Below are 12518 nucleotides of genomic sequence, written 5' to 3'. Positions count from 1 at the left end.
GAATTAGACCTTGAACCCGCGGGCGTCGAGCTGGCGGTGGAACCAATACTCATACCCTTCCATGCCATTGGTGCCGACATTAAGGGCCGGTTGGAACAGGGCGATCCTGGGAACCTCGTCCCACGCGATTTCGATCATCCGCTTGATGGCTGGTGCGTATTCCGGATCGTCGACTTCCTTGTGCAAGGCGAAGGGCGTCAGTTTCTCGATCTCTTCGTTCCGATAGTTGGAGGAGTTGAAGAGGTGCCCTTCCAGATAGGCCCAGAAAAAATAGTAGCAGGGATAGTTTAGCCAGCCGCCGAAGGTTTCCAACGCCAGCGGCAGACGCTTCTCGACCAGTGATGCCGTGCGCCAGTTCGCGCCGGGGATCTTGTCGATGGTCGCCTTGATGCCGATTTTGGCCAGGTTCTCTTGTATAAGAAGCGCGGTCGGTTCCATCCAATCGGTCTGGCTGAGGGAGATCGACAACGGCACTTCGAAGCCACCCTTGAATTCGGTCTGGTCCAGAAGGTCCTTCGCCTTGTCCAGGTCCGTGCTGTAGGGGAACGGCTGCGGCCAGGCGATATCCGACGGCGTCGCGGAGGCCCCGCCCCACATTTTCACACCCCGGCCATAGGCCGCGGTCTGGAAAACATCTTCATAAGGCACTGAATAGGCGACGGCCTGACGCACCAGCTTGTTCTTGAACGGCTCGAACGCAAGGTTCGGGCAAAGACAGTAGATCGCGTTTTCGACCGGGGTCGAAAAAATGTCGATGCCTTCCTTATCCGATAGTTCCTTCGCATCCTTGTTCGGCATGTTGAAGGACATCTGGATGTCGCCGCGCTCCAACAACGCGCGCCGTGTCGCTTGGCTCGGCACTTCACGGACGATTACGCGTTTGACCGCCGGCACCGGACCGGACGTCCAATTGTCGTTCCGTTCGTAAACCAACTGTTGGCCCGGTTCCCACCGGGCGACCTTGTATGCGCCCGACCCGGCTGGCGTCTTGTGCAGATACTCTGTGGCCCAGGGATCGTCCGTGGTCGCGTGTTCCATCGCGACCTTTGAATTGATGATCATCGGAACCGGCACGGCCAGATCCGGCAGTGTCAGCTTGGACGGACGCAACAGGTTGATCTTGAATGTGTAGTCGTCGATCACTTCGAACTGTTCCGGCTTCTCCAGGGAACCGGCTTTCATCTGAACTGTCGGGAAGCCGCCGACGGTGACAGCACGGTCAAAGGACCATTTCACATCCTGCGCGGTGATCGGCGATCCGTCGTGGAAGACGCCGTTCTTGCGCAGGTTGAAGGTCATGTGGGTGCCGTCGTCCGAAACGGTCCAGCTTTCCGCCACTTCCGGTACAATAGTCGAATAGTCATAGGACAGGCCGCCATCGGGCGTGCTCTTGGTGCCGAAGCTGACCAGGCGGTCGTAGACATTGACGGCTACCTGGTAGCTCGGCCGGTTCGTGCCGGTGCGGTGGATATCCAGACTGTTGATCGTTTGTCCCATCGCGACGACAACCACACCGTCGGTGGCCGCGCTTGCGGGCAGGGAGCGGATAAAGGGAAGCGTACTGGCCCCTAGTACCGCTGCACTTTTTAGAAAATCACGCCTCTGCATGTTGCTCTCCTTGCATGCTGGTTATTGGTTTGTGGTTATTCGTTGTCGTCAGCGAGGCGAGGAAGTTCCGCCAACCGCCGTATTCCGTAATGTCGCTGGCGCCATCCAGCCCGGCGCTTTCGCAGATAAAGCCGTTCGTCGTTTCCCCGCATTCAAGGGTCACTGTGCCGATACCAAGTGGAGACGGAATGCCGCGCATAAAGGCGCCGAAGTTTTCCTCGGGCATTGCCCAAAGTTCGACTTCGATAGAGGCGCCCTTCTCGTCGCGAACCAGGCCGGGGCGTGCAGGTGGGCCGCCGGCCAGTCTGTAAAGCCGGTATCCGGCGTCCGTCCGTGTTGTCTTCAGGTAGCGGGCGCCGAGGCGCGTAAGTTCAGTGTTGAGCGGCAAGCCCGACATATGGGCGCCAACGGCGGCGATGGTTATCTCGCGTGCACCGGCGGCGGGTGCCAGCGGTTCGGTCGCCGGATAGGCCCAATCCGTGGCACCCAATTTGACGTCTGCGGCCCTGTGAATTTTAGCCGCCAATCCGGCCAGTAAGGCGTCGGCGCCTGCTTTGGCCAACAAAGTGACATTGCCGGGGCGGCCATCGGTGCGTGTCGGCGTCGGGACCGCGACTCCACAGAGATCCAGCAGATTGACGAAGTTGGTGTAGGTGCCAAGCCGGCTGTTCGGACCAATCGGGTCTTCGCTGATTTCCTTGACCGTGCAGAAGGAAGGAATGGTCGGGACCAGAAGAACCTCAAGCCCTTCCATTGCCGTCCGGGCCATCCGCCGCAATTCCTCCATCCGGTAAAACGAGCGGAAGGTATCGGTCGCCGAGAACCCCTCCGCCTTGGACACAATGGTCCGAATGACCGGATGAACGGCATCGGGCTTCGTTTTCAATAGGGGTTCGACGACGGTGTTCCGTTCCGCCACCCATACGCCTTCGTAGAGCATTTCCGCGATTTGGTAGAAGGGTGTTAGGTCGATGTGTTCGATTTGTGCGCCAAAGGCTTTTATCTGTTCGATTGCCGCTTCGAAAGATTCGGCCTGGGCGCTGTCGCCGAAGAATTTGCGGGAATTGGCATCGGGCACCCCGATGCGCAGATGTTCCGGCGGGGGTGCGAGTGGCGATACGGGCATATCGCGCGAATAGGCATCCTTCGGGTCATAACCTGCTGCGGCTTGAAGGACTCTGTGACCGTCTTCCGCGGTTAGCGCGAAAATCGAGATGGTGTCGAGAGTGCGGCAGGCGGGTACCGACCCGGTAGCCGACAGCAACCCAAGGCTCGGCTTGACGCCGACGATATTGTTGAGTGCCGCCGGCACCCGGCCGGATCCGGCGGTGTCGGTCCCCAACGAGAAGCCGACCAGACCCAGTGCGACCGAAACTGCCGAGCCCGCGCTCGACCCACCGGGCACGATTTCCGGGTCGATAGCGTTTTTGGGAACCGGATGCGGGGTGCGCACGCCGACCAGCCCCGTCGCGAATTGATCCAGATTGGTTTTACCGATCGGAATGGCGCCCGCTTCACGCAGTTTCGCTACGACATAGGAATCCGCGCCCGGCCTATAAGTGAAAGCGGGGCAGGCAGCCGTTGTCGGCGCGCCTGCGACGTCGATATTGTCCTTAATGGCGAAGGGGATCCCCCAAAGCGGCTTGGCTTCCGGATCGAAGACACCCAGCGCATGTGCTTCAGCCAGGGCGGCTTCTTCATCGATTAGATGCAGGAAAATCCCAGGATCGCCATTGGCACGGATGCGGCGATAGCATTCGGCGATGACGTCTTCCGGCTTGGCGCCCGATGCGTAGGCACTGTGTAGACTGATGATATCGAATGATTGGTCGTGCATGGATGCCGACGATGCCCCCAACGGTACGGTTAATTGCGCTCTTCAGCATTCGCCATCGAATGCTCAGCGTCGTGACCGTTTCCCCCGGTAGGGTTTCGCTTGGCCGGGGTTTGTTGATGCCAACCCCTTTTTCAGCCTGTTGCGTATGCCCAGCAGCATTTTGGGTGTATCTGACCGCTTCTGTCTTCTGCTATAAACGCAGCAATGCGATGCAAAAATTGCAGCAGTAGAATGTCAGAGGCCTGAATGAAGCACATCACGACCTTGCGTTACGTCGACGCGGTGGCCCGCGCTGGGTCCATCCGGAAGGCGGCGGAGGAGTTATCGATTACGTCGACGGCACTAAACCGTCGAATATTGGCGATTGAGGAAGACCTGGGCGTGCCTGTCTTCGAACGGTTGCCGCGGGGAGTGCGGCTGAACAGTGCCGGTGAAATACTGGTTGATCACATTCGGAAGCAGTTTTCCGACCTGGACCGCGTCCGATCCCAGATCGCGGATCTGTCTGGGGTGCGGCGGGGCCATGTCTCAATCGCGTGCAGCCAGGCGCTGCTGCCGTATTTCCTTCCTGAACAGATTGCCACCTATCGGCGGGAACATCCGGGTGTCAGCTTCGGCGTTTTCTTGCGCGACCGGGCTGCCGCGGAAGAGGCGCTCGTCGATTTCACAGCCGATATCGCTCTGGTCTTCGAGCCTGTTCGCCTGGCCGAGTTCCAGACGATCCGGACCATTCGCCAACCTGTCCATGCCGTCTTTTCCGCTGATCACCCTCTGTCGGGACAAAGCACGGTCCGCCTCGCGGATTGCCTGAGCTACCCTGTCGCGCTGCCTACCAAGTCATCCGGTGTCCGTTCTTTGCTGGAGACGATTTTGATCGATTCCACGCTTACGATGAATTTGGTTATTGAATCCGACAGTTTCGAGTTTCTTCGCTTCCAGGCGACCACGGAGAACATTGTTTCGTTCCAGATTCCGATCGGCTTGCCGACCGACGGCACTGTTCCCGGCATGGCGTCGGCGATGATCGACCCGCGTGATATGCCGAGCGGGACAATCTATATGGGGCAGTTAAAGAACCGGACGCTTCCCATTGCCGCTACGCGGTTCATCGATCAGGTAACCAAGGTGCTTGAAGCGCGTTTCGGATAGACGGCTTGATGTATGCTTGCCGACAAACGCCGCACATGGATTGAGGAGAGTCTCGGCACGCGCGGGCCTCAGTCGTTACATTCCACGCAGCGGCGGTAGACGTTTTTCCACTTTCAAAACGCATGTGTTTTACCGGAGTAGCTGAGCTGCCTGCTCAAGAATTAATCGGTACTGATTATCAATTGCCCATTTTCTAACCACAGGCGCGGGCCGATGCAGTTCACGTTCAGAACCGATATGACAGAATTGTTGGTAGTTACGACAAATGGCATGACCTTTGCTGCGCTGCAAACCCAGAACAACGGAGATCACGGCCGGGCCGTTCGGGATGACGGCGCTGCACGGGGCTCTACTGAACAAAAAGGGGCGATCATGCGTAACACTATTCGACACCTGGCAAAGCTAACCGTTTCTGCAACGGTTCTGGCATCTGCTTTCTTGGCTGGTCCGGCACTGGCGGACGAAGACGGCGTGCTAAAAATCGGCGCGCCCTTGGCGCTGACCGGTGGGCTTGCCGACGAAGGCAAAAAGCAGGAAGCCGTTTGGCAATTGTGGCTCGACAAGGTCACCGCGAATGGCGGGATTGAGGTTGACGGCAAGAAGATGCCGGTCGAACTCGTCTATTATGATTACCAGACGGATGGTAAGCGCGCGGGGCAGTTGGCCGAAAAACTGATTACCGATGACGGTGTCGATGTGCTGATGGCGCCCTTCGGTTCGGGGCACACCAAGATCGTGGCGGCGGTTGCCGAACGGTATCAGACGCCGTTGGTTGCTTGTGTGGCCTCTTCCGTTTCGGTTTATGACCAGGGCTTCAAGTATCTCTTCGGAACCTTGGCACCGAACACCGGCATGACTGAGTCGATGGTCGCTTACTTCAAGGAAAAAATGCCGGGTTTGAGTAAAGTCGCGGTCTACGGCCGGGACGACGTGTTCCCGAAGGCGATGGCCACAGCTCTGGCGGCCTCGGCCGGAAATGCCGGGCTCGATGTCGTCTATAACGAACTTTACGCAGTCGGCACGATGGATCATTCGGCGGCCGTTTCCGCTATCAAATCGGCATCGCCTGACTGGATTTACATGACCGGCTATACGCAGGATTTGATCCTGGGCCGCAAGCAGATGTCGGATCTGGGCATTGATGCGCCCATCATCACCATGGTGACCGGTCCGGCCTATGCGGAATTCACGGAAGGGCTCGGTGAGCTCGCCGATGGTGTGACCAGCTCAACCTGGTGGCATCATGCGACCTCTTACACCGACACGATCGGTGCCTGGAGCAGCACGGCCGATTTCTACAAGGACTTCGTCGCCAAGTTCGGCGGCGATCCCGATTACGTCCACGGGTCATGCGCTGCGGCGGCAGATGTGTTGGTCAACGCCGTGCAGACGGCCGGGTCCACCGACAAGACAGCAGTGCGCGACGCCCTTGCCGCCACTGAAGTCCTGACCTTCTACGGTCCCATCGATTTCGGCGACAACGGCATGAATCAGGGCCGTGAGATGCCGATCATCCAGGTCCAGGGCGAGGCGATCAAAGTCCTTTATCCGGCCGCTATCGCCGACGCCGAAATGACGATGATCAAGTAAAGCCCGACGGTTCTATAATCACACAGCCATGGGTGCCAGGATCACGGTGCCCATGGCGGTGATGTTTGAAGGCCAACTTCTCCCACGCTCAACTTCATCGGGGTCCCAAAGACCGTGGACGTTTTCCAAATACTTCTAAATGGCATTGTGCTCGGCGCTCTCTACGCCTGCATCGCGATTGGGTTCTCCCTGGTTTGGGGGGTGCTGAACGTAATCAACATGCTGCACGGTTCTTTCATTATCCTGGGTGGATACCTCACCTATTTTGCGTGGCACTACACAGGTATCTACCCGATCATTCTGTTGCCTTTCGTCGCCCTGGCTCTGTTCGCCTTGGGCTACGTTCTTCAACATCTGTTCATCAATAAAGTCGTCACGGCGCCGGTTCTCACTACACTGACCCTGACCTTCGGGTTGGATATGATCCTCTATAACCTGATGACGGTATTCTTCACGGCGACGCCGCGCCGCGTAACGCTTGACCTTGGTACACTGTCCTTCGGCGATGTGTATCTGCCGATTGATCGGTTGTTGGGCATGGCGTTGGCGTTGGTGCTGACGGCGCTGCTGTATCTTGTCATGCGTGGGTCCAGGATCGGACGGGCGATTGTCGCGGTTAGAATGGACCGGCAGGCGGCCGCGCTGATGGGTATCCGAGTCAACCAAGTTTATTCCATCACTTTCGGGATCGGTGCGCTTATGGCCGGCGCCGCTGGTGCTATTTTTGCGATGGTCTTTCCGGTCACCACCAATCTGACGGGCGTTTTCCTGGGGAAGGCGTTTGTTGTTTGTGTCATCGGCGGTTTGGGCAGTGTGCCCGGCGCCTTGGTCGGCGGCTTAGCGCTTGGACTGATCGAAAGCGTCGCCGGTTACACGATCGGTCCGCAAAACGCGATTACGGTCGGCTTCCTTCTGATGCTCTTCCTGTTGGTGGTACGCCCGACAGGCCTTATCGGCGTGAAGGGGTACGAGTGATGAACCGCCAGGTAGTAATGAGCATCGCCGCCGTTGTCGCCTATACGATCGCACTGGCCTTGATCCCTCAATTCGCCGGAAACTACGAGACGCGTATCGCGATATCCGTCGCCATGTTTTCAGCCCTTGCTCTGTCATGGAATTTCATCGGCGGGTTCACGGGATATCCTTCGTTTTCCACCGCGGCCTTCTTCGGCCTGGGTTGCTATATAGGGGCGCTGTCCCAACGTGCGGGATTGCCGGCAGAAGCGGCCTGGATGATCGCAACCGTCGGCGTCGCCGCATTTGCCGCGGCGCTTGGCGCAATCATCCTGCGGCTCAAAGGCCATTATTTCGCGATCGGTTCGATTGCCATCGTTGAAGTAACGCGGCTGATCATATCGTCTTGGGGGTCGGTTACCGGCGGTGGTGACGGCCTGAACGTGCCGCTTATGACGGGCACGCCCGATGTCGTGGCTGCGCGTATCCTCTATATCATGCTTGCCGTGATGGGGGGCGCCTTCGTGGCCACTGTTATCGTGGACCGTTCCCGATTGGGTTTCGGCCTGCGCTGCATTCATCAGAATGAAGACGCTGCCGATATGGTCGGTGTCGATACCACCCGGTTCAAGATCGCGGCCTTTGTGCTCTCTGCCTTGTTCTGCGGTCTCGTTGGCGCGGTCTATGCCTCCTGGGTTGGTTACATCGATCCGACGGACAGCTTCTCCATTCTGCTGACCGTAAAGGTACCGGTGATGGCCTTGCTAGGCGGGGCGGGAACCTTGGCGGGTCCGATCGTTGGGGCAGGTGTGTTCGTCCTGCTTGAGGAATTCTTCTGGGCCAACTTCCTGCAATGGAACAGGGCAATTCTTGGCATCATCATCGTATTCCTGATCTTCTTCTTGCCGGGAGGGCTTTTGAAGATCCGTTACAAAAATCTGCTGAAGAAGCTCTCGGCCAATCGGTCCGCTGATCGATCGAACACTGTATCTGAAGGGGAAGCTAAGGGATGACCGCTATCCTCGAACTTAAGAATGTCAGCAAAAACTTCGGCGGCGTCAGCGCTGTTTCAAATGTCTCATTCGGTTTGAAGCAAGGTGAAATCGTTGGGTTGATCGGGCCGAACGGCGCGGGAAAGACGACCTTGGTCAACCTGGTGACGGGCGTCCATTCCCTTTCCGATGGGCAGGTCATTTTCAAGGGTGAGGATGTCGGCAGCCAGAAACCGTTCCAGGCCGCGCGCCGGGGCTTGGCCCGCACGTTCCAGATCGTTCAGCCCTTTCCGGAAATGACCGTGCTGGAAAACGTCTCCGCCGGTGCTGTCTTTGGCGGGGCCGCAGGCGGTATCGCGGCGGGTCAAGAAGCTGCCCAGGCGGAGTTAGACTTCGTCGGTCTGGGACATGTGGCAAACGAGCCGGCATCGTCCCTGTCGCTCCCGAACCGGAAACGGTTGGAACTCGCGAAGAGTTTGGCGATGAAGCCGAGTGTCCTGCTTCTCGATGAAGTGAATGCCGGCCTGAACGCTTCTGAAATCGACGATGCGTTGAAGCTGATCGAACAAATTTCCGGCCGCGGCGTCACCATCCTTATCATCGAGCATCTGATGAAAGTTGTTTTGTCCGTGTCGGAACGGCTTCTGGTTCTGCACCATGGTGAGTTGATCGCCGACGGAACGCCGAAACAGGTAGTCGAGGACCAGCGGGTCATCGAAGCCTATCTGGGTGCCAAATTTGCTGAAAGATACAAGGTGGCTGGCTAAATGGCGAAACCGATCCTTGAAATTGATGGCCTTCAGGCCGGCTACGGCGATGTCCAAGTGCTATGGGACATTGGACTGTCCGTGAACGAAGGTGAAATTGCCTGTGTCGTCGGGTCGAACGGCGCCGGGAAAACCACATTGCTTCGGACAATTTCCGGGCTGATTGAGCCGAAAGCCGGCTCCATTGTCTTCGACGGCGAAGAAATAGCAGGTGCGCGACCGGATGAGGTTCTGACGCGCGGGATCGCCCATGTTCCGGAAGGACGACGTTTGTTCAAGGGCCTGACGGTCGAGGACAATTTGTTGCTGGGCGCCTATCTTCGGCGTGACAAGAGCGCGGTGCGGGACGACATGGACTTTGTCTTGGACTTGTTCCCGATCCTGAAAGAACGGCGGCTGCAGGACGCAACGACGATGTCGGGTGGAGAGCAGCAGATGTGTGCGATTGGCCGTGGAATCATGTCGCGGCCCCGTTTGCTGGTGATCGACGAATTGTCGCTTGGGCTGGCGCCGCGGCTTGTGGAGAGATTGAGTGAGGCCCTGATCGAAATCAACGGAACGGGATTGACGATCCTGCTCGTAGAACAGGACGTCATGACGGCCTTCGACGTTGCAAGCCGCGCTTTCGTGATCGAAACCGGGCGGGTCAGCATGTCCGGCGAAACAAGCGTATTGGGGGAAGACCCACGGGTACGCGAAGCCTATATGGGCATTTGAGGATTCCGGAAAACCCGTGTCATGCCCTGTCGAGCGTGCCGGGAAGGGGCACCCAACCGTCATCGACTTTTTCGAATATCGGCCCTGCTAGAGGGCTTTTCACGAGGGAAGCATAGTCGGGCCCGATAGCATTCAGTTTCTCACGCCAAGTTACGCCTTGCCGCATGGCGCAGACGAAACCGCAAATTTTGCAATCCAACTGCCCAAGCAGTGCGAAGGCGGCGACGGCCGTGGTGCCGGACGATATGGCATCGTCAACAAGAATGACCCGTTTGCCCGATATGCGCGGAACGATGTTTGGGTCGATATAGAGCGATTTGTTCCCGCCAGGGCTGGTAATCGACTGCACCGGCACGGATAGGTCCGCGCTGTACCAGAATTTCTTCGAATAACCGAGTGGCGCGAAATTTTGATGACCCAGTCGCTCGGCGACGTTGGGTGCGAAGGCAAGACCCAGTGTCGGCAGGCCCACGATACAGTCTGGCTTCTCGGCCGCGGCCATCGGCGCCATCAGGGATACAAGCGTTTCGATGACCGAGAAACTCGCGTGATTGGCGATCAGGGATGCAACCGCGCGGTCGGTTCCGGGAATGGCGCGGATAGGCAGTTCCAGGACTTGTCCATTGGGCAGAGGGGCGGGATAGGTATATTGAAACGGCGGCCCCTGCGTCGTTCGCTCGTCACTACCGGGCAACAGAGCCTGCCAGCAATCGGTTGTCGGTCGGGTGAAGTGCGGGGCGGCGTCTGTAACTGGCTTCATGACGTAAATTCCAAACGAGTAGAGAAAGCCCGATGTCGAGTCCCGAAGACCTTCAATGGATTGCGGTTGTTCCGTCCGTGGAACTTCTGCCTGACAAGCCGCATGAAGTCCTGATTGGGGAGAACATCTTCGTATTGATCCGGCATGGAGAAACCATCGGTGCCTATCAAGGTCAGTGCCCGCATCAGTTTGCGCGACTGGTGGAAGGTCGCGTCGCTGACGGGCATATCAATTGCCCGCGCCATATGGCGAAGTTCCGTTTGTCGGACGGTATTTGCGGGCCGGGCTGGGCGCTTCCACCTCTGCGTCGTTATACAGTGAAGGAAGACGGGGGCATGGTTCATATCTGCTTGCAGGCCATCGTCGACGACTAGGGGCAAAATCCCTTTGGGTTGAAAGCCTGTACCCGACGTCATGCATCCGGCCATGGCGCGACTCCCCGCCCGATCAATCCTTCGGTGCCCGTTTCCTCAACCATGCCCAGCATAATACCCAAACATTGCCTTGGTTGTGACAGGTCCAGGCCCAGTTTCAGGCCAGGATAGGAGAATTTGGGATGGGGTCCGATATAAGCGTCATGCGCCGCCGCGTTCGCATAGATATCCGGGATATGCGGCTTCAATGGGTCGTGAAGGGTGGGCGCGAAACGTAGGCAGGCCGCGCCGAAACCCAAGGCATCGATCACAGCGCTGTCGCCGATAGCTGGCAGGGCCGTGGATTTTTCTTTGCCGGGAAGGGCCGGCCCCACCGGTCTGGTGGCCGGCAGGGTAATCCAATCGCCTGGGGCGTTTGCGATCTGATAACCGATCTCTTGCCCGTTTCCGCCGCTCGCCGTTACCATCTCGCTTCCTGCGACGCCGTTCCCTGCTTTTAGCATAAGGCCGCAGGCAGCCATTATCACGTTCAGCACGAACTGTCCGGCTTGATCCAAATAGTCTTCGCTTGCATCGGACAAGTCAGACCCCAAGGCAGGACGCAACAGGGCGTTGGCAGCCGCGACCTGCCCGTGAAGGTCGTCGCCTTTCCCGATTGCCGCCGACATCAGCGGCAAGAGCGCCAGCGGGTTCGCGGGACTGCTGGAGAAGCCTCTTGCCAGGTCGGCACCGACCTCCCCGCACAGTGCGTCCAGCAGCCCGCGTCCCGCGTCGTTGGCTGTGCCGAACCGCAAACACCCGGACGGTGGACCATCGTTAAGCGGTGACACAACAATCTGACCCGGTGCGGCGCGGTCCTCTACGGCAACTGCGTACATGCTAGGCCCCGCGACGAAGGCCAAAGGGGTTACGATTCCGAAATCCTGGGCGGGACACAGATGGATGTCGCCGGATTTGACCGCGCTCCGCGCCGCATCGAGGGTATCGGCGAATCCTTCTTGGACGGCCGCCGCGGATGACGCATTCAGGATCGGCGCGGGCAAATTTTTGAGCGACTTAAAAGGAGGACCGGCGTGAAACAGCGTTCGGTCGGGCAGGTTGTCCAACAGGTCGGACAAGCGCGCAATTCGCTTCAAAACGGGGTCGACCGCCAACATTTGGCGATAGGATTGCAGGGTGGCGGGCTTGGGTGACGTCATGGTGTGCCTCCAGACGGTTGGAGGCAGTCGTCCGGTCGGACAGTGCCGCGCCGGTTGCCCCATTTGGTCAAACGGCGTCGTTCTCCGCCGCTGCGACGATTGTCATCATCATTTCGGTGAACCGGACCCGGTCCTGCGGCGACAAGGCATCCAGTGTTCTGCGATGCGCGTCCCGGGCAAATGGGTCGGTGCGTTCCAGAACCGCTTTCCCCGCGGCCGTCAGGGTGGTCAGCCGCATGCGTCGGTCCGTATCCGCGACCTCGCGGATGACGTAGCCCCGGTTCATCAGGCGTTTCAGGATGTCGGTCATGTTCGTCTTGTCGATCGCAACCGCTTTGGCCAGTGTCGTCTGATCCAAAGGTCCGTTCTGTGACAAACAGGACAGAACGGAATACATGACCGGCGTTATGTTCTCCTCGCCGCAGGATTCCAGGAATAAGCCTGTATGGATTTGATGCAGCCGGCGGATCAGAAACCCGGGTCGCAACGAAACGTCGCCGCTGCGCCACAGATCGTCTTCGTCGGCGCGGCTCATATCCGCAGCCATGCGTACTTTCGTCATGGAATCCCA

The 12518-nt window shown here is 58.4% G+C and carries 12 protein-coding genes; 7 read left to right on the top strand and 5 right to left on the bottom strand.

Annotated elements, in window-relative coordinates:
• Nucleotides 1-3: 3 nt before the first annotated feature.
• Together EOI86_RS20090 and atzF are read right to left on the bottom strand one after the other, a co-directional pair.
• A complete protein-coding gene (locus EOI86_RS20090; RefSeq protein ID WP_127767446.1) occupies nucleotides 4-1608 on the bottom strand; it encodes an ABC transporter substrate-binding protein in 1605 nt (534 codons plus the stop codon).
• Nucleotides 1595-3445: an allophanate hydrolase gene (gene atzF, locus EOI86_RS20085; RefSeq protein WP_127767445.1), complete on the bottom strand. Its 1851-nt coding sequence runs from the start codon at nucleotides 3443-3445 to the stop codon at nucleotides 1595-1597. Before atzF ends, EOI86_RS20090 begins: the two co-directional genes overlap by 14 nt.
• A gap of 246 nt (nucleotides 3446-3691) precedes the next feature.
• On the opposite strand from atzF, the gene EOI86_RS20080 reads away from it, so the two are divergent.
• From EOI86_RS20080 to EOI86_RS20055, 6 genes are all read left to right on the top strand, one after another.
• The gene (locus EOI86_RS20080; RefSeq protein WP_127767444.1) at nucleotides 3692-4594 is read left to right on the top strand and encodes a LysR family transcriptional regulator; all 903 of its coding nucleotides are present in this window, start codon (nucleotides 3692-3694) and stop codon (nucleotides 4592-4594) included.
• A gap of 372 nt (nucleotides 4595-4966) precedes the next feature.
• Nucleotides 4967-6184, top strand: a complete 1218-nt coding sequence (locus EOI86_RS20075) for an amino acid ABC transporter substrate-binding protein (protein WP_127767443.1) — start codon at nucleotides 4967-4969, stop codon at nucleotides 6182-6184.
• A 114-nt stretch (nucleotides 6185-6298) separates the two neighbouring features.
• Nucleotides 6299-7159, top strand: coding sequence for a branched-chain amino acid ABC transporter permease (locus EOI86_RS20070; protein ID WP_127767442.1), 861 nt, complete (start codon nucleotides 6299-6301; stop codon nucleotides 7157-7159).
• Nucleotides 7159-8151: a branched-chain amino acid ABC transporter permease gene (locus tag EOI86_RS20065; RefSeq protein WP_240035747.1), complete on the top strand. Its 993-nt coding sequence runs from the start codon at nucleotides 7159-7161 to the stop codon at nucleotides 8149-8151. Before EOI86_RS20070 ends, EOI86_RS20065 begins: the two co-directional genes overlap by 1 nt.
• Nucleotides 8148-8897, top strand: a complete 750-nt coding sequence (locus EOI86_RS20060) for an ABC transporter ATP-binding protein (RefSeq protein ID WP_127767441.1) — start codon at nucleotides 8148-8150, stop codon at nucleotides 8895-8897. The genes EOI86_RS20065 and EOI86_RS20060 overlap by 4 nt, the downstream gene beginning before the upstream one ends.
• Entirely contained in the window at nucleotides 8898-9614 is a 717-nt protein-coding gene (locus EOI86_RS20055; protein ID WP_127767440.1) for an ABC transporter ATP-binding protein, read from the top strand.
• 19 nt (nucleotides 9615-9633) lie between these two features.
• Here EOI86_RS20055 and EOI86_RS20050 read toward each other — a convergent pair whose 3' ends face one another.
• Nucleotides 9634-10374 (bottom strand): phosphoribosyltransferase, encoded by a 741-nt coding sequence (locus tag EOI86_RS20050; RefSeq protein WP_127767439.1) that lies wholly within the window; start codon nucleotides 10372-10374, stop codon nucleotides 9634-9636.
• 32 nt (nucleotides 10375-10406) lie between these two features.
• Here EOI86_RS20050 and EOI86_RS20045 point away from each other — a divergent pair, with 32 nt between their 5' ends.
• On the top strand, nucleotides 10407-10748 hold the full coding sequence (locus EOI86_RS20045) for a Rieske (2Fe-2S) protein (RefSeq protein ID WP_127767438.1): 342 nt from the start codon (nucleotides 10407-10409) through the stop codon (nucleotides 10746-10748).
• A 38-nt stretch (nucleotides 10749-10786) separates the two neighbouring features.
• On the opposite strand, the gene EOI86_RS20040 is transcribed toward EOI86_RS20045, so the two are convergent.
• Nucleotides 10787-11947, bottom strand: a complete 1161-nt coding sequence (locus EOI86_RS20040) for an oxamate carbamoyltransferase subunit AllG family protein (RefSeq protein ID WP_161973921.1) — start codon at nucleotides 11945-11947, stop codon at nucleotides 10787-10789.
• A gap of 67 nt (nucleotides 11948-12014) precedes the next feature.
• Nucleotides 12015-12509, bottom strand: coding sequence for a MarR family winged helix-turn-helix transcriptional regulator (locus EOI86_RS20035; RefSeq protein ID WP_127767436.1), 495 nt, complete (start codon nucleotides 12507-12509; stop codon nucleotides 12015-12017).
• Between the last annotated feature and the right edge of the window lie 9 nt (nucleotides 12510-12518).

The organism is Hwanghaeella grinnelliae (assembly GCF_004005845.1).
Taxonomy (GTDB): domain Bacteria; phylum Pseudomonadota; class Alphaproteobacteria; order UBA8366; family Aestuariispiraceae; genus Hwanghaeella; species Hwanghaeella grinnelliae.
Note: the sequence above shows the minus strand (reverse complement) of the source record. Positions and strands in the feature narration are given on the sequence as shown.